The sequence below is a fragment of the Azotosporobacter soli genome (assembly GCF_030542965.1).
Taxonomy (GTDB): domain Bacteria; phylum Bacillota; class Negativicutes; order SG130; family SG130; genus Azotosporobacter; species Azotosporobacter soli.
This window is the reverse complement of the sequence record NZ_JAUAOA010000007.1, coordinates 1-22,371: the sequence shown is the minus strand read 5'-3', so window position 1 is coordinate 22,371 and position 22,371 is coordinate 1. Positions and strand designations below refer to the sequence as shown.

Annotated in this window: 24 protein-coding genes; 22 read left to right on the top strand and 2 right to left on the bottom strand. The window is 47.4% G+C overall.

The annotated features are described in order from the left end of the window. Positions 1-29: 29 nt before the first annotated feature. From QTL79_RS08225 to QTL79_RS08160, 14 genes are all read left to right on the top strand, one after another. Complete coding sequence (locus QTL79_RS08225; RefSeq protein ID WP_346354486.1) at positions 30-473, top strand: hypothetical protein; 444 nt, start codon at positions 30-32, stop codon at positions 471-473. Between the two features lie 4 nt (positions 474-477). Beyond that, complete coding sequence (locus QTL79_RS08220) at positions 478-1,248, top strand: prepilin peptidase (protein ID WP_346354485.1); 771 nt, start codon at positions 478-480, stop codon at positions 1,246-1,248. Between the two features lie 16 nt (positions 1,249-1,264). Further along, positions 1,265-1,693 (top strand): pilus assembly FimT family protein, encoded by a 429-nt coding sequence (locus QTL79_RS08215; RefSeq protein WP_346354484.1) that lies wholly within the window; start codon positions 1,265-1,267, stop codon positions 1,691-1,693. Further along, positions 1,690-2,088: a hypothetical protein gene (locus tag QTL79_RS08210; RefSeq protein WP_346354483.1), complete on the top strand. Its 399-nt coding sequence runs from the start codon at positions 1,690-1,692 to the stop codon at positions 2,086-2,088. Before QTL79_RS08215 ends, QTL79_RS08210 begins: the two co-directional genes overlap by 4 nt. Positions 2,089-2,091: 3 nt before the next feature. Further along, positions 2,092-2,580: a PilW family protein gene (locus tag QTL79_RS08205; RefSeq protein ID WP_346354482.1), complete on the top strand. Its 489-nt coding sequence runs from the start codon at positions 2,092-2,094 to the stop codon at positions 2,578-2,580. Positions 2,581-2,594: 14 nt separating this feature from the next. Beyond that, a complete protein-coding gene (locus QTL79_RS08200; RefSeq protein ID WP_346354481.1) occupies positions 2,595-2,912 on the top strand; it encodes a late competence development ComFB family protein in 318 nt (105 codons plus the stop codon). Then, positions 2,878-3,873: a type IV pilus biogenesis protein PilM gene (pilM, locus tag QTL79_RS08195; RefSeq protein ID WP_346354480.1), complete on the top strand. Its 996-nt coding sequence runs from the start codon at positions 2,878-2,880 to the stop codon at positions 3,871-3,873. Before QTL79_RS08200 ends, pilM begins: the two co-directional genes overlap by 35 nt. Further along, positions 3,870-4,412, top strand: a complete 543-nt coding sequence (locus tag QTL79_RS08190; RefSeq protein WP_346354479.1) for a PilN domain-containing protein — start codon at positions 3,870-3,872, stop codon at positions 4,410-4,412. The genes pilM and QTL79_RS08190 overlap by 4 nt, the downstream gene beginning before the upstream one ends. Further along, positions 4,409-4,984 carry a type IV pilus inner membrane component PilO gene (locus QTL79_RS08185; protein ID WP_346354478.1) on the top strand — a complete coding sequence of 192 codons (576 nt, stop codon included), beginning with the start codon at positions 4,409-4,411 and terminating at the stop codon, positions 4,982-4,984. Before QTL79_RS08190 ends, QTL79_RS08185 begins: the two co-directional genes overlap by 4 nt. A 12-nt stretch (positions 4,985-4,996) precedes the next feature. Next, complete coding sequence (gene aroC / locus QTL79_RS08180) at positions 4,997-6,157, top strand: chorismate synthase (protein ID WP_346354644.1); 1,161 nt, start codon at positions 4,997-4,999, stop codon at positions 6,155-6,157. Then, complete coding sequence (locus QTL79_RS08175) at positions 6,154-6,702, top strand: shikimate kinase (protein ID WP_346354477.1); 549 nt, start codon at positions 6,154-6,156, stop codon at positions 6,700-6,702. The genes aroC and QTL79_RS08175 overlap by 4 nt, the downstream gene beginning before the upstream one ends. After that, positions 6,668-7,753, top strand: a complete 1,086-nt coding sequence (aroB, locus tag QTL79_RS08170; RefSeq protein ID WP_346354476.1) for a 3-dehydroquinate synthase — start codon at positions 6,668-6,670, stop codon at positions 7,751-7,753. Before QTL79_RS08175 ends, aroB begins: the two co-directional genes overlap by 35 nt. 279 nt (positions 7,754-8,032) lie before the next feature. Beyond that, positions 8,033-9,160, top strand: a complete 1,128-nt coding sequence (locus tag QTL79_RS08165; RefSeq protein WP_346354475.1) for an efflux RND transporter periplasmic adaptor subunit — start codon at positions 8,033-8,035, stop codon at positions 9,158-9,160. Further along, positions 9,157-12,291: an efflux RND transporter permease subunit gene (locus tag QTL79_RS08160; protein ID WP_346354474.1), complete on the top strand. Its 3,135-nt coding sequence runs from the start codon at positions 9,157-9,159 to the stop codon at positions 12,289-12,291. Before QTL79_RS08165 ends, QTL79_RS08160 begins: the two co-directional genes overlap by 4 nt. A gap of 75 nt (positions 12,292-12,366) precedes the next feature. On the opposite strand, the gene QTL79_RS08155 is transcribed toward QTL79_RS08160, so the two are convergent. Next, positions 12,367-12,600: a hypothetical protein gene (locus tag QTL79_RS08155; RefSeq protein WP_346354473.1), complete on the bottom strand. Its 234-nt coding sequence runs from the start codon at positions 12,598-12,600 to the stop codon at positions 12,367-12,369. Between the two features lie 182 nt (positions 12,601-12,782). On the opposite strand from QTL79_RS08155, the gene QTL79_RS08150 reads away from it, so the two are divergent. The 8 genes from QTL79_RS08150 to QTL79_RS08115 all read left to right on the top strand — a co-directional run bounded on the left by QTL79_RS08150 (position 12,783) and on the right by QTL79_RS08115 (position 21,652). After that, positions 12,783-13,838 (top strand): HD-GYP domain-containing protein, encoded by a 1,056-nt coding sequence (locus tag QTL79_RS08150; RefSeq protein ID WP_346354472.1) that lies wholly within the window; start codon positions 12,783-12,785, stop codon positions 13,836-13,838. Positions 13,839-14,000: 162 nt separating this feature from the next. Then, a complete protein-coding gene (locus QTL79_RS08145; protein WP_346354471.1) occupies positions 14,001-15,095 on the top strand; it encodes an HD-GYP domain-containing protein in 1,095 nt (364 codons plus the stop codon). Positions 15,096-15,119: 24 nt separating this feature from the next. Then, positions 15,120-15,794, top strand: a complete 675-nt coding sequence (gene queC, locus QTL79_RS08140) for a 7-cyano-7-deazaguanine synthase QueC (RefSeq protein ID WP_346354470.1) — start codon at positions 15,120-15,122, stop codon at positions 15,792-15,794. 12 nt (positions 15,795-15,806) lie between these two features. Then, a complete protein-coding gene (gene folE2 / locus QTL79_RS08135) occupies positions 15,807-16,595 on the top strand; it encodes a GTP cyclohydrolase FolE2 (protein ID WP_346354469.1) in 789 nt (262 codons plus the stop codon). A gap of 119 nt (positions 16,596-16,714) precedes the next feature. Then, positions 16,715-17,551 (top strand): ChbG/HpnK family deacetylase, encoded by an 837-nt coding sequence (locus QTL79_RS08130; protein WP_346354468.1) that lies wholly within the window; start codon positions 16,715-16,717, stop codon positions 17,549-17,551. A 24-nt stretch (positions 17,552-17,575) separates the two neighbouring features. Further along, positions 17,576-18,496, top strand: coding sequence for an NAD-dependent epimerase/dehydratase family protein (locus QTL79_RS08125; RefSeq protein ID WP_346354467.1), 921 nt, complete (start codon positions 17,576-17,578; stop codon positions 18,494-18,496). Positions 18,497-18,511: 15 nt separating this feature from the next. After that, positions 18,512-20,053, top strand: coding sequence for an ArnT family glycosyltransferase (locus QTL79_RS08120; RefSeq protein ID WP_346354466.1), 1,542 nt, complete (start codon positions 18,512-18,514; stop codon positions 20,051-20,053). 12 nt (positions 20,054-20,065) lie between these two features. Next, positions 20,066-21,652, top strand: coding sequence for an ArnT family glycosyltransferase (locus tag QTL79_RS08115; protein ID WP_346354465.1), 1,587 nt, complete (start codon positions 20,066-20,068; stop codon positions 21,650-21,652). A 134-nt stretch (positions 21,653-21,786) separates the two neighbouring features. Here QTL79_RS08115 and tnpA read toward each other — a convergent pair whose 3' ends face one another. Then, a complete protein-coding gene (gene tnpA / locus QTL79_RS08110) occupies positions 21,787-22,257 on the bottom strand; it encodes an IS200/IS605 family transposase (protein WP_346353254.1) in 471 nt (156 codons plus the stop codon). Between the last annotated feature and the right edge of the window lie 114 nt (positions 22,258-22,371).

Here is a 22,371-nt window from a genome sequence, read left to right as displayed (position 1 = left end):
TACATTTCGCAAAGGACAGTGAATTCGTAATGAAAGAACGTGGTTCGATTTCAATTATTATCTTGGTAATGGCAACGGTGCTACTGTTGTTTGGCAGCCTGGTCAGCAACGTTAGCCGTACGGAATTGGCTATTGCGAAAGAGGAAGAAGAGGGGATTGCGGCGCGTTATCTGGCGGAAGCAGGGATTGTATATGCCTGTCGACTCCTGGAAGTGAGGCAGGCAGAGCAAATGATGCCAAACCGTTTGAATAACTTAAGCCTGGCGGGCAGCGCGGGAAATTTTTCGCTTGAAATAAAAATGAACTGCAAAAAACTTCCCGATGGTAGAGAAGTAAGAGAACCGAATCAACACTGGATAAAATCTAGCGCTGCAATGCCGAGCGGTGCCCTGCGGGTATTAGAAGTGGCGGTGCAAGAGACGCAAAGCGAAGCGGGAAGAACGATGAGCATACTATCACAATGGGAGCATTAAAGTGATGGAACACAAGATTACTTTTCTTATTTTCTGGATGGTATTCGGCGCCGTAATTGGCAGCTTTATTAATGTTTGCGTTTATCGGATTCCAAGGCAAGTATCACTTCTTTTTCCCCGCTCACACTGCCCGAGCTGTTCGACATCGCTAAGTTGGATTGAACTGATTCCGCTTATCGGATATTTGTGGAATCGAGGGCGCTGTCGGTATTGTGACAGGACAATTAGCAGTCGTTACCCCATAGTTGAAGTGGCAATGGCAGGGTTTGGCGGATTTTCTGCCTTGAATGGTGCTGATTTGAGAAATGTTTTGGCAATATTTACGTTGTCGGCGTTTGTATTGTTGATTGCGATCATTGACTATGATTGGCAGATTATTTACGACAAAGTTGTCATTGCCTTTGCAATCAGCGGGATAATGATAGGGTCTTTTCAGGCTGAAAGCTGGCAATGGATGCTGAGTGAGCATGGTGCAGCTGTGAGCATCGGCGCAATTTGCCTTTTGAGCATTGCGCTGGCCAGTCACGGCGGTTTAGGGCTAGGCGATGTGAAATTTGCTGCTGCTGCCGGTATTTGGCTAAGCTGGCAGCAGATGATACTGATGCTGTTTATTGCATTTAGCAGTGGCGGATTAATTGCCTGTGCATTGATCTTTTTCGGCTGCAAGGACCGCAAAGACTTGATTCCTTTTGGACCGTTTTTGACGTTGGGACTTTGGCTGACGTACGTGTATGGAAAACAAATTATGGCGTGGTATTGGGTTCTTTTTGCCTGAACAAGGAGGCTATAAAGTGCGAGGAAGCATGCTGGTGGAATGCTTATTGACCGTAGCATTGATTGGTTTTTTTACAGCTGGCGTTTGTCTGATTGCGATTGACAAGTTAGATCGTTATCGTTTGGACCAGGCGACAAGTGAATTGGTTGCTGACATGCGCTTGGTGCAAATGAAATCGATGAATGGCGGCGACGGTGCGTTTACACAGATCGCTTTTTCTTATATCAAACCGTATGGCTATTATTTACGTGCCGGAGGCAAGATAATCCGATTTAGGACACTCGATCCGGTACAGGTTGTTGAGACGGAGAGTGAGCCCTTGACGTTCGGCAGCAATGGTTTCCCTTCAAAAGGGAGACGGATTATCTTGCATTGCGGTAAATATACTAGGCATTTGATCATTGATTTTGTCGGACGCATTCGAGTTACGGAGGGGGCTGGATGAATACGCTGTCCCGCAAAAAACAAGGTGGTTTTTTACTGCTTGAAGCATTGTTGGCGATCCTGATTCTCAGCCTGTCAGTTCCGGCGATGGCGTTACTGTTCCAACAGGCTGGGCGAAGTTCTACTGCGGCAGGCTGCCGGACGATTGCGCTTCAACTGGCGCAGGCTGAGCAGGAAAAGCTGAAAGCTCCGGCTGTACTTCAACTTTTAAAGGAAAATGACGAGCGCGTGTTGATGCGTGGCGGTGCAGAATATAGAGTGATTCGAGAAAAAAGACCATTTTCGCTTTCGAGTTTGCATCTATGCCAGGTGGACATTACGGTGCGCTGGAGTGATCCTCTGAACAGAAAAGAAATGTGTCAGCTTAAAATTGCTGCATTACGGAGGCAGGACTAACGGATGCTTATGTGGAATCAGAAAGGGATATTCCTTGCGGAGTTATTGGCGGCAATGACGATAGGCGTCATTTTGCTGGCAGCGTCAGCACCATTTTTTGCTGCGCAAATAAAATGGGGGCAAGATATTATATGCCGGATTGAAGCGCAGCAAACGGCTCGCTATGGAATGGAAAATATCATTAAGGACGCAAAAAACTGCCGACGCGCCTTGGTCAGCAATAATGGAAAACGCTTAGACCTTTGGCGACAAGGCAGTAATGCTGCTGTAATCTATTACCTGGCTGATGCCGATGGCATCTTGCGTCGTGACAGCGGTGACGGCAGCGGCGCACAGCCTATGAGCGGCTATGGGCTGGCTTCGACAAAAAGTGAATTGCAGTTTGAACAGAGCGATGGAATTGTCGAGATTGACTTGCGTGTGACGGCTTGGTCTAAACCTGGTCGTGATCAGATATTTTCCTTGCACTCGGCAGTAAAGGTGCAAGAGTAGGTGAAGGAGGTCAGATGATGCAGGTAAAGAACTTTATGGAAGACTTGGTTTGGGAAAAAGTAGATGAGGTGATTGACTGTCAGAAAAACTTATGTCGGTGCGAGCATTGTCGCTATGATGTCGTTGCTTTAGCGCTGAACTTTTTGCCGCCGCGTTATGTTGTTAGCCACCAAGGGGAAATGTTTACCAAGGTTAAGGAGCTGGAGCAGCAATTTAATATTGACATTTTGTCAGCCATCACCAATGCGGCCATTATTGTCAGCGGAAAACCGCGGCATGAACAGGGAGAAAAACGGATTGAACCCCATCAAAGCACTGAAGACGCTTATTAAGAAAAGAAACGGCCCCTTAGTCGGAATCGATTTTGGCACTACGGCTATCAAGGTTGCAGAGGTTGTCTGGCGCAAAAACAAACCTTGTTTGCAGGCAAGCGGATCTATTGAACATCTTTTCTCGAAGGATGGAGAGGAAGAAGTTTTGACGGATCGGCTTAAACAGTTATTGCTTTCAGCGGGCGTCAAGGGAAGGCAGGCTGTTTTTTCAATTGGCGGGCGGAACCATTTTGTACGACAAATAGCGTATCCGCCTATGCCGTTACGGGAGTTGAAGGAAGCTATCCGCTGGGATTTAGAAAAATATGTTCCGTATCAAGCGGACGAATATTATTATGATTTTGCAGTCTTGCCAGCGAAGGAAGCGGTAGCCGAGCAAATCGTGCTGTTGGTTGCGATTCCGAGGCGGAGCGTTGATTATATGACAAAAATTATTAAAAATGTCGGACTGATTCCTTTTGCGGCAGAGATCGAGTCACTGGCATTAGTGCGCACTGTTTTGACGGATGAAAATTTTGCGGTGCTTGATCTTAGCAGCAAAGCATCTAAACTATTTCTCTATCAAAATGGCTGCCCTGTGTTGGAGCGGAGTTTAGAGGCGATTCCAAAAGAAAAGCGAGCGTTGAATCCGTTGGGCAAAGCAGGGGAAGATGCAGTCGGTAACTTAAATTTTGCAGTATTAATTGAAAAATTGTCGACGGAAGTGTTGCGAACGATTGAATACTACCGAATGCACAATGCGCAGGCGCTGCTAGAGCGCGTCTTTGTCTGCGGCGGAGCTGCTCGAATGGAAAATCTGTTGGAACAGTTATCGCTTCAGTTGGATTTACCTGTTTCATTGCATAACCCTTTAGAGAACGTAGTGTTTTCGCCGGTTCTCGATCCGCGGCAACTTCAGCAGACAGCGCCACAACTGGCCGTTGCGATTGGTTTGGCGTTGCGGGGAGGTGAAGGCGGTTGAGACTGAGCGTCAATCTACTGGCTCCGCAAGAGCGTCCGAACGCCGCTTTGTCGCAGCGCTGTGTATTTCTGCTAATCATGTTTTGTGTTTTGTTTATTCTCGCAAAATATGGTCATGGCTTATATTGCAAAAACCTGCTTGAAGAAGAACTGCGTGCGACGACGCAGAAATATCAAATCCTGCGTAGTAGTGAGCTTGTGATGACGGCGGCAGAAGACAAGTGGCTGAAGATACAAATGCGTGATCAAGTCTTATTGAATTTGTCTAAAGAGCGTGTATCATGGCATGCGGTATTGGCGCATTTGGGTGCTGTAGTGCCACCGGCGATTTATCTGACTGAAGTCAATAGCGGCGATAGTGGAGTGATTTCCATTAAAGGAAGGGCGGCTACTTCGCCGGAGATATTGAAGTTTGTTCAACTTTTAGAAAAGGATAATTTATTTAGCCAACCGAATATCCTGACCGTCAGTCAGGATGACGGCGTTGAAGCCGGTGCTAGATTTGAAATAATTGTTAAGATCAAGGGGCTGTCGCCGTGAAATGGTGGAGAAAATTAAAATGCGTACAACAACTCGCGCTTACAATGGTATTTATAATTGGAGCTACCCTGTTCTTTTGGCACGTTGTCTTATTGCCGCAAGACGAGGAAATTCTCCTCCTGGAAAATCGCTGCCGCGAGGAGGAAGAACGTAATCGTAGGATAACCGTTTTTAGCGGACAGCATCCTGATTCAGAACGCTATTTGCAAGAATTAGAACAGCGGCAGAGTGTGTTGATGAATTTATTGCCTGAGCAAACGGAAGTCGCAGTATTTATGCTCGAATTGGAACGTTTGGCAGGTGAGAGCAAAGTACGGCTTAGCAATGTGAAACCAGGCATGCCGTTAAACAAGAATGGCTATCTGGATATTGCACTGGAAGTTCAGGTACGAGGTGATTATTTTTCGTTACTCGATTTTTTGCGTCGCGTTGAGGGGGCAAACCGTTTTACTGCAATCGATAAAGCGGCCGTGCAAATGCAAAGCGGTCTATTAATGACAAAGCTAATGGTGCATATTTACAGTTTCGGGACAGGAGAACCGAGCATTACAGCAGCAAACACGAATTCATAAGAGATAGGGGAGATATACATGTTCCGATTCATGACAGCAGGAGAATCACATGGTCAGGGTTTGATTGCCATTATTGACGGTATGCCGGCAGGGATACCTCTTTCGTTGGACGCAATCCAGGAGGACTTGGCGCGTCGTCAGCAAGGGTATGGACGCGGCGGGCGAATGAAGATTGAAAAAGATCGCGCAGAAGTTTTATCGGGGATGCGTTTTGGCGAAACGCTGGGCAGTCCGTTGACGCTGCTGATCCGCAACAAAGATTGGGTCAACTGGGAGGAACGGATGTCGGCGTATGGGCCGCAAAGCGGCGAAGCAGTGACGGCAGCCCGTCCAGGCCATGCCGATTTGACGGGGATATTGAAGTATGAGCGTGAAGATGTTAGAGACATTTTGGAACGGGCCAGTGCAAGGGAAACAGCCGCCCGCGTTGCGGTAGGAGCGGTGGCAAGGCAGTTGTTGGCGGTTTGCGGCATCACTCTGGCATCACATGTGATAGAAATTGGCGGCGTGAAAAGTACGGTAGAAGTGAAGTCGGCAACAGAATTAGAGGGATTATTTCAACGTTCGGAACTGGCCTGCATGGATCCCGAAGCAGAGACGGCAATGAAGGAGGCGATTCGCCAAGCGGGAATAGCGGGAGATACGCTCGGCGGTTGCTTTGAAGTCTTAGCGCAAGGGTTGCCGCCAGGATTAGGCAGTCATGTTCAATGGGATCGACGACTGGATGGCCGCTTGGCAGCGGCGTTGATGTCAATTCCCGCAATTAAAGGTGTGGAGCTTGGAGCGGGCTTTGCTTATGGTTCATTATCAGGTCGGCAAGCGCATGATGAGATTTTTTATCAACCAGAGCGTGGTTATTATCGGGAAACTAATCGTGCAGGCGGCGTAGAGGGCGGCATGAGTAATGGAGAAGCCTTAATTGCACGTGCAGTCATGAAGCCGATACCGACGCTGATGTCCCCGCTGCGTACGGTCGATATCCGGACGCACCAGCCGGTGGAAGCAAGTACGGAACGTAGTGACGTTTGCGCGGTTACTGCGGCGGCAGTTGTTGGTGAAGCTATGGTCGCCAGTGTACTGGCAGAGGCGGTGCTTGAGATGTTTGGCGGTGCCTGCTTAGCTGATCTATTGGCAAATATGGAACAGTACCGCGCGCGGGTGGCGCGGGGATGAAAAATATAGTACTCATCGGTTTTATGGGGACTGGTAAGAGCACCGTTGGCCGGCTTTTGGCGAGACGACTGGGGCGTCCGTTTGTTGATAGCGATAAAAAAATTGAAATGTGGCATGGCATGACGATTAAAGAAATGTTTGCTCAACACGGAGAAGCTTATTTTCGTCAGTGCGAACAGGAGGCAATTGCACGCTTAGCCCGTTACCGGCACGCGGTGATTGCCACGGGCGGCGGTGTCGTTTTGCTGGAGGAAAATATGTTTCGCTTACGCCAACATGGCGTGATCATTGCTTTGACGGCAGAACTCGATATGATTTTGGCTCGTACGTCACGCAAGGATGTTAGACCGCTCTTGAACAAGGGGGAGCGGGAAAAGACGGTGCGAGAGTTACTGAATGGCCGCATCGAACGCTACCAACAGGCGGATTGCGTAGTGGATACGACGAAACTGTCGCCGCCGCAAGTCGTTGAAAAAATTATGGATTTTTTGCAGCAAGGGGGATATCTTCGTGGCCGATATAACAGTGCACCTAGGCGACCGTAGTTATACGATTCGGATTTTGCCGGGACTTCTGGCAACGCTAGACCAGGAAATGAGAAAAATGAAAATCGGCAGAAAGGTTATTGTCGTATCCGATGAACATGTCGCACCACTTTATGCAAAGACGGTTCTAGACGCGTTGACTGCTGCCGATTTTATAGTGGAACTTTATGTCGTAACTGCCGGGGAAGGCGCAAAATCATTGGCGACTGCGATGGAAATTTATTCGGCGGCAATTCGTTTTGGGCTCGATAGAAAGTCGGCTTTTGTTGCGCTTGGCGGCGGTGTTGTCGGTGATCTTACCGGGTTTGTTGCAGCGACCTATTTGCGCGGCGTTCCTTTCATTCAAATCCCGACTTCGTTGTTGGCCCAGGTGGATTCGAGTGTTGGCGGGAAAGTGGCAGTGAATCACCCGGAAGGCAAGAATTTGATTGGCGCGTTTCATCAACCGCGAGCGGTGTTCATTGACAGTCAAGTGCTGCAGACGTTGTCGGAACGTGAATTTTCAGCTGGTTTGGCGGAGGTTGTCAAATATGGTTTGCTGGCCGAAGATGATTTTATGTTATGGCTTGAAAAGAACCAAGATGAAATAAAGAAACGGCAACCCGACATCCTGGCGGAATTAATCGGACGTTCTTGCGCTGCCAAGGCTAAGGTGGTAGAAGCTGACGAGACGGAAAATGATTTGCGCATGGTTTTGAATCTGGGGCACACGATCGGTCACAGTGTCGAAGCCTGGGGCGGATTCAAGCGATACAATCATGGCGAGGCGGTGGCAATCGGCCTTTGTGGCGCATTAATTTTGAGCTGTCGTCTCGGGCTGGCGAAGCGTGAGCTCTATCAGCGAACAGAAAAGCTGCTTTCTTCTTTTGGATTGCCGACGCAAGTAGAAGGTTGTCAAAGTAAAGAATTACTTGGCTTTATTGCGCATGATAAAAAAGTACTCGATGGCGCAGTGCGTTGGATTCTTCTAGAAAAACCGGGATGTATAAAGATTAGAGATGACGTTGCGTTAGGTTTGGTGGAAAAGACGTTGGCTGAAATTATAAAATAATTACAATTTACTTAAATTTAAAGTGGCTTTTGGCCACTTTACCTTTTTTTCTGACAGGAAAATGTGTAAAGAGAGAGAATAAGAGTGAAAGATGTCGAGATAACGCAGAAGGAGGGCGAAAGAAAGTTGTTTTTACAGTAGATATAGTCATACGGTCAGCGATGTGCAATATCAATACGATTCTCAAAACAGGAAGATAACCTTGTTGCACTTCAGCAGCCGAAAAGAGTAAAAGCTTCGACTTTTTTAGAGAATTGGAAAAGAGAAAGGGCGACTTAAGTGAAACGGAAAAAATTAGTATATGGAATCAGCATTGCACTTATAATTATGGCAGCACTTATCGGTTTTAAAATTTACAGTAATATACAAACGGCTAAAGACAAAGCGGCTGCCATGGGGAAAGGTCGAATCGCGACAGTTGAAGTGATGCCGGTTTTCAAAAAGAGTATTACGCCAACTTTCACACTTACGGCGTCATTAGATCCGGTGTGGCGTTCAGATATCAGTCCTAAACTGGATGGACGGATTGGCGCTCTGTTTGTTGAAGAAGGCCAATGGGTAACGGCGGGGCAATCCCTGGCGACGCTGGAGAATGGCGAATTTGGTGCGCAGGTTTCGCAGGCGCAAGGAACCTTATATGCTTCTGCGGCGGATCTGTCGCAAGCGCGTGTCGATTTGTCGAGAGCGCAGAGCTTATTTGCGCAGGGGGCGATTTCACAGCAACAACTCGATGCTGCCGGTGCTAAGGTTGCCAATCTGGAAGGTCTGGTTCGTGCGAATAGAGGCAACGTCGGATATCAGGAAGCGCGGCTGGAAAACACCAATGTGACTACGCCGCATCGCGGCGTGATTTTGAACCGTTATTTACAAACCGGTGATTATGCGAAAGCAGGTACGGCTATTGTGACCGTGGCGGACACCAGCGTGATGTTGGCTAAGGCGACGGTTGGAGAAGGACAAATTACGCAATTGAAACTGGGCGATATGGCACAAGTTTTGGTGGAAGCTCTATCAACGCAACCTTTTATCGGTAAAATTACAAAAATCGTTCCGGCGGCGGCGGTGCCGACACGGACGTTTACGATCGAAGTCAGTATTGATAATGCTGATAATACTCTCCTGGCCGGTTTGACAGCCAAGGTGCTTGTCAATGGTAAAATTCATCCAGATGCGATGGTTGTGCCGGAAGCGGCTCTGGTTCTTTTTGAAGACCAACGCACAGTGTTTGTGTTGTCAGAAGACCAAGTGGTGCAACGTAAACTGAAAATCGGCTATGTCGGCGACGGTTATGCGGAAGTACTGGATGGCCTGAAGCCAGGCGAGTTGATTGTTGTAGCCGGACAGAATACCGTGCGTGACGGCGCCAGAGTTAAAGTGGCTGCGACACGGGAGGCTGGTCAGTTATGAATTTTCTAAGGATTTTTATTCGTCGACCGGTTTTTACGACCATGCTGGTATTTGTACTGGTCGTATTTGGTTTGTCATCATTGCCTAAACTGGGCATCGATTTAATGCCGGATGTCGAATATCCGCTTGTTTCGGTACTGGTGACCTGGAAAGGCGCTTCGCCGGAAGAAATGGAAAGTTTGGTCACAAAACCGATCGAGGATGCGGTGAGTTCCGTCGCCGGCATCAAGACGATCACGTCCTTGTCGAAGGAAGGCGTTTCTCAGGTTACGATTGAATTCATACTCGGCGTCGATCCTCGTATGGCGGCGGCTGACGTGCGTGAAAAAGTAGGCGGTGTACGTCGCACTTTACCGGACCAGATTGATGAGCCGGTGACGCAGCGCTATGACATTACGGCTTCCTCCGTTGTTTATTTCAGTTTGGCGTCAGATCAGCGACCGCGCGGTGAAATCCGCAAGATGGCCAATGATGTCATAAAAGAGAGGTTGCAACAAATCGATGGCGTCGGCGATGTCGGAATTAACGGCGGTAGTGACCGTGAAATTCAGGTGCGAATCGATCCGCGTAAACTGGATGCTTATGGACTGACGATGGATCAAATCCTTTCGGCGGTTAACAGCGCAAATGCCAATGTTCCCGGCGGCTACGTTAAGGAAAAAGGGTTTGAGATGATTGTTCGCACGCTGGGACAATATAAGACGGTTGAAGAAATCGGTACGATTGCAGTTGCGAATCAAAACAATCGAGTCCTTTATTTGACGGACGTGGCGGAAGTCAAAGATTCATTTTCGGAAGAACGTACTTACGCACGCACGGATGGTACTCCTTCCGTCGTGGTATCCGTACAAAAGCAATCCGGTACGAATACGGTTGCGGTTGCCGATGCCGTTAAGGCCGAAATGGACAAGATCCAAAAAGAACTTCCCAAAGACGTCAAGGTAACGATTGTTCGTGACGGTTCGCTATATATCAAGAGCAATGTGGAAGATGTGGCCAATTCTTTGATTATTGGCGGTTTCTTGGCTGTTGTTATTGTTTTCTTGTTTTTGCGTGATACACGGGCGACCTTAATTGGCGCGTTGGCGATTCCGACATCCGTTATCGCGACGTTTAGCCTGATGAAGGTCGGCGGCTTTACCTTGAACAACATGTCTTTGATGGGCTTAAGTCTGGCGGTCGGAATATTGATTGACGATGCGATTGTCGTTGTAGAAAATATCCATCGCCATATTGAGGAGGGCGCTTCGCCGGCGGACGGTGCGTTTTCTGGCACTGTGGAAATTTCGCTGGCTGTATTGGCGACGACATTGTCGATTCTGGCCGTTTTTGTGCCGGTTGGTTCAATGGGAGAAATTATCGGCATGTTTTTTCGTCAGTTTGGCCTGACGGTGGCCTTTGCGGTGGCCTTCTCGCTTTTTGTTGCGTTGACGCTCGCGCCCATGTTGTCGGCGCGTTGGCTAAGGCCGCACGATGAAGAGCCGCCAAAACGGCCCACTGTAATTGCTGCATTTAATCGTTTTATTGAGCGAGGGCTCGACAAGTGGGAAGCTGGCTTTTTATTTATTCGCGATGCGTATCGGCAGTTTTTGCAGTGGGCGCTGCATCATCCGTGGCTCATTGTCGGCGTGGCCGTTCTTTCGCTTGTCGTGAATGTCTTTTTCATTCCGCTCTTAGGTTTTGAATTTCAACCAACCTATGATTCGGGAGAATTCAATATTTTTATGACGGCGCCGCCGGGAACATCCATTGAGAAAATGCAAGAGTTGGCAAAACCGGTCGAGCAAGAGGTACTGGCTTTGCCGGAAAAACGGGCGGCTTTTCTCAATATCGGCTATTCACGCAATCCGGTCAATAAGGCGATGATTGGGGTAAAACTAAAAGACATCGATCAACGTGACCGGACGATGATGGAAATCATGGATGCCTTGCGAATGAAGTTTCGTAATTATACCGGCATGAAAATTTCGGTCGTTGCGGCATCCACTTCAGGCGGGCGCGGCGATAACCGGGCCGTTCAAGTCGGTTTTCAGGGCAGTGACATGAGCGTATTGAAGCAACTATCGCAAGAACTTGCTGAACGCTTGCGCCAGATTCCAGGTTCTGCCGACGTCGATACGTCGGCCAGCGATTATCAACCGGAGGTTCAGGTCGTTGTCGATCGGATGAAAGCAGGGCAGGCGGGAGTCAACGTCGATTCCGTAGGCGCGATTGTGCAAACTGCGTTTGCCGGCAACACTACGGGAAACCGTTACCGGGTTGGTGATAAGGATTATGATATTCGGGTACGGCTCAAGGATGAGCTGCGAACTAAACCGGACGATGTCGCCAATATCCGCGTGACCAGTAAATTTGGCGGACAGGTTCGAATAGGCGATATTGCGCAAGTTAAATTCACATCTGGACCGACCCAGATCGATCGTGAAGATCGTCAACGTGAAATTATCGTATATGCCAATAATGTTGGCGTTTCCGCTGGCGAAATCATCACGGCGGCGCAAAATGAAATTGCGCAGATGAATATCCCGTTTGGCTACCATTACAAGTTCGTCGGGCAGACGCGCAGCATGAACGACTCCTTCAAGGAAATCGGACGTGCACTGTTAATTGCGGTTATCCTAATTTATATGGTGCTGGCAGCGCAGTTTGAAAGCTTTATTCATCCGTTGACGATTATGCTGTCGTTGCCGTTTGCGATGATCGGGGCGATTTTAGGCTTGTTGATCAGCGCCAAAACCGTTAACATTATGAGCTTGATCGGTATCATCATGTTGATGGGCTTGGTGGCGAAAAATGCTATATTGCTGGTGGATTATGCAAATACGCTGCGGGAACGTGATGGGCTCTCTAGAGAAGAGGCGCTGCTCGAAGCTGGAACGGTGCGTCTCAGACCAATATTGATGACGACCGCTGCGATGGTACTTGGTATGTTGCCAGTTGCATTCGGCTGGGGCGCAGGAGCGGAATTGCGATCGTCAATGGGGGTTGTCGTCGTCGGCGGGTTGATCACCTCTACTATTTTGACGTTGATTGTCGTGCCGCAAATGTATATCTTTATGGACAATCTGCAAAATTGGCGGAGCCGCTATCGAGGAAAAAGCAAAAAAATACTTGAACAAGGTCAAGAATAAAACTGAAAAAGGGTGGTGAATACGTAGCAATACGTTTTCACCACCCTTTTTCGATTTTAAAAATCATTCAATCTTTTACTGACTTCGTTTGACCTCATCCCAGTTTTTTCCGGCATAATCGAGCAACTCGACGCTCGACACGTGAGAGAAATTGACATAGGTCGGCACGGTGATGCCGTCGCGAATACGAAGTACGCGCAAGATGCCGTTATCGCGCAATGCGTCATTAAGGACGACGAGGCTTGCGTTTAAGAAATACTCGATGGATTCGCCGTTGGAATACGTAACGGAAACTTTTAATTTTTCCACTAAAACGCCTCCTTTTTAGCATCAGACCTTTATATGTATATTATAACGAAATAATTTATTCTGTGTCATGCGTGATGAAAAAAATACTTTTGAACAGTTGTTCAAAAAAGGAAAAGTAGAGGAGGAAAAACAGCGTATGTGTAGAATATGGATAAGATGTAGAATTTTGTCCGCGCACGGAGGTGAGATTTATCCGGTACGTAACGATTGCTGAATTAGACGAAGAAATGATTGTTGCACAAGATGTATTTGATCAATCTGGTCGAGTGCTGATTGCAGCGGGAAAGTCTCTGAATCGTGAGATCATCAATTCCTTGCCGCGCTATAGCGTAGCAAGGATAGCCGTGCAAGAAAATGTTGTCCCGCTAATTACGAGTGATGAAATTTACCAACCGGTGAGTCTGGTTGGCGCCGAGATTCGAGGCAAACTACTGGAATGCGTGGGGGCCGCTTTTGCTGATGGCAACGCTTTTCCTGAAGTTTTTTCGCAACTGGAACGTCAGGTTTGGCAGATTATACAAGAACTGAGTAAACGCTCTAATGTCTTGATCCATCTGGAACAAATGGACTGGATGGGAGATTACTTGTTTGTGCATAGCGCTCATGTTGGTTTGTTTTCTATCGCTATCGGTATGGCGATGGGCTTGAGTCGACAGGAACTTTATTTGCTGGGGATGGGCGGCTTGCTGCATGATCTGGGAAAAGTACGGATCGATGCAGAAATTTTGAATAAAGAGACGGCCTTGTCGTTTAGGGAATTTAAAGCCGTCAAGGAGCATGCGTTATTGGGCTATAATCTGCTGCGAACCGATGAAAGCATGGATCATCGAATCATGTTGATGGCTTTGCAACATCATGAACGATGCAACGGTAGCGGTTATCCCTGGGGAATTTTGGGGGCACAGATACACCCGCTGGCGAAGATTGTTGCGGTTGCAGATGTGTACGATGCGTTAACGACAGATCGTGTGTATCGAACTAAGATGACTTCATCAGAAGCCATTCAAATTATTCAGGCTGGAGCGGGCATTCAGTTTGATGAAAAGGTGTTACAGGCTTTTCAGAAAGTGGCGATTCCTTATTCGATCGGCGAGAACGTACGTCTCGACAATGGTTTATGGGGCAAGGTCGTTCGTTTAAATACGAGCAATTTGAAACGCCCGTGGATACAGACGCAGCAAGGCGAGCTGAATTTACTACGTGAGACAAAGCTAAACATTGTTGGTGTGGCATCATAGAGAATGGACAGCATACAATCGTATGCTGTCTTTGCATATCTAAAGAACATGAGTAGTGAATTCTGGTAAGAAAAGTTTGATTTACTGCAGGAAAAAAAACGCTTTGGGTGAATAATTTCTAATGGACGTATTACTATCCGGAAAAGAAAAGGGGAAAGAGCGATGGCTGCATACACAATGAAAAAGTACAGCAGTTTCGATGTTGTTCCGGGCATGGAAATCGGCAAAGACGTTTTAAATGAAGATGGCCAGGTCATCTTGAGTAATGGTGTTATTCTGAATGAAACGATGATCGAGGGGTTGCAGTTCTGGGATATAAGCACAGTGGAAATTCGAGAACTTGTTGAAGAGTCTGAAAAAGAGACGACGCCGACAGCTGCTAAAATCGAACGTTCGGTGAGTTCGGCGCAACAGCAGTTTTCTGGTTCCTATCATCATACGATGGATAAAGTAAAAAAAGCCTTCGAGACGATACGTGCCTTTAATGAAGTGCCGATTGTACAGATGAACGAATTAATGAAAGATGGCGTTCAGCCTCTCTTGGAATCGACTGGCGTAGTGAATTATCTGCATATGGTGGACCGTGACAATGAGTATCAGTTTCATCATTCGGTGAATGTTGCGGTTATGTGCGGTGTGCTAGGTAAGTGGCTTGGGATTACAGGAGCGGAGTTGCAAGAGCTGATTATGGCGGGGCTGTTGCATGATATCGGCAATGCGCAGATCGATGCAAAAATCATAAATAAGCCGGGTCCGCTTACGCCAGAAGAGATGAAAGTTGTCCGGACGCATACCGTGCTTGGCTATCAAATGGTAAAGGATCGCAAAAGCATTTCTACCAATATTGCGCAAGGGATCTTACAGCATCATGAACGGGTTGATGGAACAGGGTATCCGTTGCAGCTGCCGAAAGACAGAATACATCGCTTTGCCAAGATCATTGCGGTTGCTGACACCTACGATGCAATGACGTCGGACCGTGTTTATAAAGCAAAGGTTAGTCCCTTTAAAGTGGTGGAAACAATGCTGGAGGAAATGTATAACAAACTGGATCCTGAAATTTGCACCGTTTTTTTAAATAATGTACGTGACTATTTCGTCGGGAATATTGTAGAATTAAGCGATGGGCGTCAAGCGGAAGTGGTTTATATCAGCCCGATTACGGCTTCGCGACCTACGGTGCGAACTGCGGATGGTGAATTTGTTGATTTGGAAAAAAACAAAAATATCAGTATTATGGATTTAGTACAGACTTGAGTAGACTTGGAGCGTGAAACAACAATGAAAGCAGTAGTATTATTGTCAGGTGGTCTGGATTCAACAGTCTGTATGGCAGTTGCAAAGCAGGCGGGCTATGAATTGTTTCCAATTAGTTTTAACTATCATCAGCGGCATTGCCGGGAGCTTGAGAGTGCTCGAAAGGTAGCTGAATATTATCAGGTCGAAAAGCACTTGGTTATTGAGACTAATTTAAATGATATGGGCGGCAGCGCATTGACTGACGTGAATATCAGTGTTCCAGAAGGCGATATTGCGCAACAGGAGATACCGGTGACGTATGTGCCGGCTCGCAATCTTATTTTTCTTAGCTATGCGTTAGGTTATGCGGAGGTAGTTGGCGCCGATCGTATCTATATTGGTGTCAATGCCTTGGATTATTCGGGCTATCCGGATTGTCGGCCAGAATTCATTGAACTTTTTCAGCAATTGGCGGATTATAGTACGAAGGCTGCCGTGCAGGATAAGCGCCGAATCGTCATGGAGACGCCGCTGTTGCACTTAGGAAAAAAAGACGTCGTGGAACTGGGCGTGAAGTTGAATGCTCCGCTGCAATTTACTACGAGTTGCTATAATGGCGGTGCAGTGGCTTGTGGCGTCTGCGATAGCTGTTTATTGCGTTTAAAAGGATTTACCGAGGCGGGAATGAAAGATCCGATTCCGTACCAAGAAAAGTAGGAGTGAACCGTAGTGAAAGATGTACAAAATATAGCGGATGAGCGGGGTATTGCGATTCAAAATGTTGGGATTAGCAATGTTCATTTACCGTTTTTGATTAAAACAAAGAGCCGATCTTTTCAATCCGTACTGGCCAATATAAAACTCACCGTTGAATTGCCGGGAGCTTATAAGGGAACGCATATGAGCCGTTTTGTGGAAATTCTCAGCGAATGGAGCCAAAAGCCGGTTTCGAGCCGCGAAATGGCCACCATCTTGCAAGAGACTGTACAGCGACTCGATGCGCCAAGTGCGCAACTTGATATCGAGTTTAAATATTTTATTGAAAAAGAAGCGCCGGTTAGTAAATTGAAAAGCATGTTGGATGTAGATTGTCTTTTTTCGGCTCGATTAGAAGAAGATCATGCGGTCGAATTTACGCTAGGCGTTTCGGTTCCGTTTACGTCCCTTTGCCCGTGCAGTAAAGAGATTTCCGCTTACGGAGCGCATAATCAGCGAGGGATAATGCGTGTACAGGTCAAGCATGAGGCAGGGCATTTTATTTGGCTGGAAGATTTGGTTTCCCTTCTGGAAGCTCAAGCCAGTTGTCCTATTTTTCCACTCTTGAAGAGAGAAGATGAAAAATATGTTACGGAGCAAGCGTATGAAAATCCGAAATTTGTTGAGGACATTCTGCGGGATTTAGTATTGGCATTGCGCCAAGAACCTGGAATTGCGTGGTTTGCGGTGGAGTGTGAGAATTATGAATCAATCCATAATCATAGCGCGTATGCCAGACATGTCGAAAGGGTTCAAAAGTAATCGAGGGGTAACGGAGAGCTTGGCCATAGACGCTAAGCTCTTTTTGGCGTCATTTCTAAAGCGGGCCATTTGCCAGAATGTTTTAGGCATGATACCATATATATCCGAGGTGTAAATAAATGAGACGATTAATTATAAATGCCGATGATTTTGGCTTGCACGAAAAAGTCAACCAAGCGATTCGCATTGGGCATCAAAAAGGGATTATTACCAGTACAACAATCATGGCGGGCGCGCCCGCCTTTGATGATGCGGTTCTAGTGGCTAAAGAGTTACCGCAGCTTGGCGTTGGCGTTCATTTGACGTTAGTTGGAGAACAGCCGGTAGCGGCGGCTGAAAGCGTGCGTAGCCTACTGGATGAAACCGGCTCTTTTCCCCGCCAGTATCCTCAGTTCTTGCAACGATATCTGCAGGGGCGGATTTCACGGGCTGAAATAATGCTGGAATTGGCGGCGCAAATTGAAAAGGTAGCTGGAAGCGGCATTTGCATTACGCACTTGGATAGTCATCAGCATTTGCATGTTTTTCCCGGCATTTTGGAGATTGTTTTGAATCTGGCCGAACGCTATGCGATTCCGGCGCTACGAATTCCGGCCGAACCTTACTTTTTTAGCGGCGGCTACCCATATACGCTTGGCCGTTGGGGGGGGCGCTGTGCGCTGACTTTCTTGGCGGAGCGCGCTCGACGTTTGGCAACACAGCGCGGTTTGCGGACGACTGATTCGTTTTTTGGCATGCTGGCTGGCGGAAACATGACAGAAACGTCATTGCAGCGAATTATTAGTGCTCTGCCGTCAGGGTGCAGCGAAATCATGATGCATCCTGGCTGTGACAATAAAATATTGCAAGCTGCGTTTGGCTGGCCGTATAGCTGGGAAAGTGAGCTGGCGGCCGTATGTAGCTCAGATATTCGCTCTTTAATAGAGAAGGAGCAGATCTGCTTGCAGAGTTTTTAAACGGGAAAAGAGGAGGAACGTTTTGTGAAGGTATTAGTGACGGGCGGAGCCGGATTCATTGGTTCACATATTGTAGAACGATTGTTGAGGGAAAAGTGTGAGATTGTTGTTGTTGATGATTTGAGTACCGGATCGCGTGATAATCTGCCGGAAGAAGTGAAGTTGGTTGAAATGGATATCCGCGATGCGGCGTTGCGTGGCGTGGTTGCGAACGGTAAGTTTGATGCGCTGATTCATCTGGCAGCACAGACGAAAGTTCCCCTATCGTTGCAGTACCCGGATGAAGATTGCAGCGTCAATGTTATGGGATTGGTCAATGTATTGGAAGCCTGCCGTTTAGGCGGTGTCCGGCGCGTTCTCTTCCCGTCGACGGCAGCCGTTTACGGCGATGTCGGAGAATTGCCCGTATTGGAAACGGCCAGGACCGAACCCGCCTCCTTTTATGGCCTAAGCAAATTAGTTGGCGAGCGCTATCTGGCGTTATATCATCAATGCTATGGCATGGAGACCATCATCTTTCGTTACGCAAATGTATATGGTGAACGGCAGGGCGACAGCGGGGAAGGCGGCGTTGTAAGCATCTTTTCACGTAAGTTAGCCGAGAACGAAGCGCTTAAAATATTTGGCGACGGTAGCCAAACGCGCGATTTCATTTATGTTGGCGATGTTGCTGAAGCAAACTGGCTGGGATTGAATACTGCAGTCGGACACGGCATCTATAATATAAGCACACAAAGCGAAGTCAGCGTGAATGAGTTGCTTGCGCAAATGGAGAGCGTCTCCGGTGTTGCAGCAACACGAGAATATTGTGCGATTCGTGAAGGAGATATTTATCGTTCCTGTCTTTCACATGCGGCTGCCAAAGATGCGTTGTCTTGGCAACCAAAAACAACATTGGCTGAAGGGCTGGCCAAAACATATGCCGCGTTGGCGGGAAAAGGATAATGGAGGGCTTACAGCGTGATCAGGTTTGATAAAGGAATGTTATTGGTCATCTTGTTGTCGGTGGTTATCAATTTTTTCAACTTAGGCGCAATACCCTTGTTGGATCCGGATGAACCTGTTTATGCGGAGACGCCAAAGGAAATGTTCCAATACAATGAATTTATGTCGCCTCGTATCTATGGCGAATACTGGTACGATAAGCCGCCGCTTTATTATTGGTTGGTAGCCGGATCGTATAAATTATTTGGCGTTAACGAATTTGCGGCGCGCTTTCCTTCCGCATTGTTGGCTGTTGTTTCTGCAGCAGCGGTCTATGTTTTTACCAGGCGCTGGCTTGGTGATCGTGCGGCGATTTTTTCCGGATTGGTATTGGCGACCAGCATTGAATATTTCTATTTGGCCAAAGCGGCAGTAACCGATATTACGTTAGTCAGCTGTTTAACGTTTGCGCTGCTTTGCTTTTGGGATAAACGTTATTATTGGGCCTATTTTTTTGCTGGGTTGGCGACGTTGGCGAAGGGGCCGATTGGTTTGCTGTTCCCAGGCGGAATTTTGGCTTGTTATTTGTTATTGTCACGTGAATTTGGCTTGCTTTTACGCATGAAATTGGGTAGCGGCATGCTGGTGTATTCCATTGTCGCGCTGCCCTGGTATTGGTTTATGTATAAAATGCATGGCAATGCATTTATTGACACTTTTATCGGATTTCATAATGTCACGCGATTCACTTCGCCGGAACATCCGGAAGGGGTGCTGTGGTATTATTATATTCCGGTATTAGTGCTTGGTTTTTTTCCGTGGATTGCATTGCTGCCGCAGGCTTTATGGCGGGCAATTGACACACGGGGTGAAAAAGGGCAATTGATGCTCTTCTTGACGATCTGGGCAAGCTTTATCTTTTTGTTTTTTTCCGTCTCGCAGACGAAGCTGGTTTCTTATATCTTGCCGATGTATCCGCCATTAGCAATTTTGGTGGGCTGGTATATTGCACAGTTAAGCGAACAGTATCCGAAACCGCGCCCCTATTGTTGGGCTATCGGTTTGACCGTCATGAGCGTTTTATTGGGGGGCGGCATGCTTTTTGGCTTAAAAGAGATGCCGCAGCTTGCACACGGCGTTTATATGCAACTCAGCGTATTGGTTGCGATGATGGCAGCAGTCTGGTGGTTTGTCTGGCGAAAGGACTACGCGTGGGCTGTTGGGGTAAAAGTAACTGCGATGACTGCTTTTGCGATCATTTTGGTTGGCGTGATGTTCCCTATCGCTGCGCCGTTGTTTACAAGTAAAGACATTGCAACAGAACTGACGCGGCAATACGATGGAAAAAGTTCACTTTACGTCATTAAATTTCTCCGTCCCGGCGTCAGTTTTTACAGCGGTCTGTATGGCTCTGAAATCAAGACGGAGTCTGAGTTGCAGGAGGCGCTCGGCAAAGAGGGGAAAGCCTACTATCTGATACGCAAGTCAGAGTATTCTCATTTGCCGGATGCCTTGCGTATTCAAACCAAAGTCTTAGCGGATGTCGATGACAAAATTCTATTGGAAAAAAGCCGCTAATAGGGAGGCGCTATGTCGAATCGAGCGATAATGTTTCTGTTATTTGCGGGAACATTGCTGTTTAATATGGCCTGCAACGATATATTGCCGGTGACGGATCCGGTAGAATCAAATTATGCGTTGACGGCGAAGGAAATGTTGCTGACGGGAAATTGGCTGTCGCCGCAAATTTATGGGCAGGTTTGGTTTGATAAGCCGATTATGATTTATTGGCTTATCGCAGCTTCCTTTAAAGTTTTCGGTCTTACCGAGTTTGCCGCTCGTTTGCCTGCCGCCTTATCGAGTGCAGCTACGGTCATGCTGGCCTATTGGTTTAGTTTGAAACTGTATCGGCATCGCCAAGGGGCACTGTATGCGGCGCTTGTACTGGCAACTGCGTTACAGTTTTGGATTGTTGCCAGAGGCATAATAACAGATGCGGTTCTAATGCTCTTTGCCAGTTTGACGTTAGCTGCCTTTTATCAATGGTGGAGTGAACGAGAACAGTATTGGCTTGATCTCGCATTTGTCGCATCGGGGTTGTCTGTCCTGACGAAAGGGCCGGTCGGTCTGGTTCTGCCCGGTTTAATCATTCTGTTGTTTTCACTGCAAAGCAAGCAGTGGGGTTGGCTGAGGCCGTGGGCGTTATTGCGGGGAGTCGCTTGTTTCACGTTCGTTGTGACGCCCTGGTATTTGGCGATGTATTCGTTGCATGGTGACGCGTTCGTGCAAACTTTTCTTGGGTTGCACAATTATGTTCGTGCCACGGTATCAGAACATCCGCAGGACAATGTCTGGTACTATTATTTGCTGCTCATGCCGATTGCGTTGTTGCCCTGGAGCGGCATTTTTCTGCGTTGCTTGATGCGAATCCGTCATACGCGGGCCAGTAATGGACTTTTTCTCTGGCTTTGGCTTGGGGTAATCATCTTTTTTTACTCGTTAATGGCGACCAAGTACGCGACATATGCTTTCCCGGCTTTGTTTCCGGCGGCGATTTTGATTGGCCAGCGCATCGAAGAGATGGCGCAGGCATGGTCTGGACGGCGCGAATGGCTTTGGCTTACTATACCGCTCGGGCTTCAAGCGATAACGTTTGCTGTCGCGGCCGGAAGAATCGAAGTGCAGCAGCCTGCGCTGCTTTATTCGGTCCTCGCGCTTTGCCTGATGCTCAGTGTCTGGCAGCAGGCAAGAGGAAAGCGAACGATGTTCGTTCCGGTGGCGGTTATATCGAATACGGCAATGGTCTTAGTCACGCTATTTTGCCTGATTGCGCCGCTCGTTCAAAGCCGTTCGGCGAAAGACATTGCGCCATATTTCCCGGCAGAAACAGAACGGGCGCTAATCGCCTGCTATGGCGATTACCCGACCTCCGCTGTTTTTTATGGCAATCAAAAAATAGTCCGCCTAGCAGAAGCGAAAAATCCTGAACGGGATATCTGGGCAGGGAAATACACGATGCCGACCCAGAGTGCGGCGGCATTCTTGGCAAGCGATCGACCGCAATACATTATCGTTCGAACGAAAAATATTTCGGACTTTGACCACGTGTCATATCGTGATATGTTTAAAGAAATTGCGAAGACGAAAGATATGCGACTTTTTTATCGACAGCCATAAGGCAATAAATCAGGACCACCCGTCTAACGGGTGGTTTGCTTTAGCCTTATAAGGGCATAATACTGGCTGAGTCTCAAGACTCGCTGAATAGTTCGCCAACCGCATAGCCTTTTCAGTCTACCCCTAAAGGGGTCTTATTTCGACTTTTTTGCTGGCTCACCCGTGAACGGGTCAACTAGCTCTTTCAAAGTAAGTTGCTCGGCGATCACATCGTCTTTTAACTGATTTTTGATATACTCTTCAATTGCTTTTTTATTTCGACCTACTGTATCTACATAGTATCCTTTACACCAAAACTGTCGATTGCCATATCGATATTTCAAGTTCGCATGCCTATCAAATATCATTAATGAACTCTTTCCTTTTAGATACCCCACAAAACTTGACACGCTTATTTTCGGCGGTATGCTTACCAACATGTGAACGTGATCCGGGCAAGCACTTGCTTCTATAATTTCAACACCTTTATGTTCGCATAGCTTTCTCAGTATAACTCCGATATCACTTTTTATTTTCCCATATATGATTTGTCTTCTGTATTTCGGTGCGAAAACTATATGGTATTTGCATTTCCATTTTGTGTGTGCTAAACTGCTGTTATCCATTTTGGATACTCCTCCTTTGTTAGTTTATGCGGTCGGCAAACCTGCATTTATTCTAGCAAAGGAGGCTTTTCTTTTCTACTTATAGCTATAAGCTTTCCGGAACCACACGCCTAG

Excerpts from the sequence above, each read along its gene's own strand:
- QTL79_RS08175 (WP_346354477.1), top strand. The coding sequence starts at position 6,154 with ATGAAAAATATAGTACTCATCGGTTTTATGGGGACTGGTAAGAGCACC.
- QTL79_RS08130 (WP_346354468.1), top strand. The coding sequence starts at position 16,715 with ATGAGACGATTAATTATAAATGCCGATGATTTTGGCTTGCACGAAAAA.
- QTL79_RS08115 (WP_346354465.1), top strand. The coding sequence starts at position 20,066 with ATGTCGAATCGAGCGATAATGTTTCTGTTATTTGCGGGAACATTGCTG.
- QTL79_RS08145 (WP_346354471.1), top strand. The coding sequence starts at position 14,001 with ATGGCTGCATACACAATGAAAAAGTACAGCAGTTTCGATGTTGTTCCG.
- tnpA (WP_346353254.1), bottom strand. The coding sequence starts at position 22,257 with ATGGATAACAGCAGTTTAGCACACACAAAATGGAAATGCAAATACCAT.
- QTL79_RS08225 (WP_346354486.1), top strand. The coding sequence starts at position 30 with ATGAAAGAACGTGGTTCGATTTCAATTATTATCTTGGTAATGGCAACG.
- queC (WP_346354470.1), top strand. The coding sequence starts at position 15,120 with ATGAAAGCAGTAGTATTATTGTCAGGTGGTCTGGATTCAACAGTCTGT.
- QTL79_RS08160 (WP_346354474.1), top strand. The coding sequence starts at position 9,157 with ATGAATTTTCTAAGGATTTTTATTCGTCGACCGGTTTTTACGACCATG.
- QTL79_RS08205 (WP_346354482.1), top strand. The coding sequence starts at position 2,092 with ATGCTTATGTGGAATCAGAAAGGGATATTCCTTGCGGAGTTATTGGCG.
- QTL79_RS08220 (WP_346354485.1), top strand. The coding sequence starts at position 478 with ATGGAACACAAGATTACTTTTCTTATTTTCTGGATGGTATTCGGCGCC.
- QTL79_RS08210 (WP_346354483.1), top strand. The coding sequence starts at position 1,690 with ATGAATACGCTGTCCCGCAAAAAACAAGGTGGTTTTTTACTGCTTGAA.
- QTL79_RS08200 (WP_346354481.1), top strand. The coding sequence starts at position 2,595 with ATGATGCAGGTAAAGAACTTTATGGAAGACTTGGTTTGGGAAAAAGTA.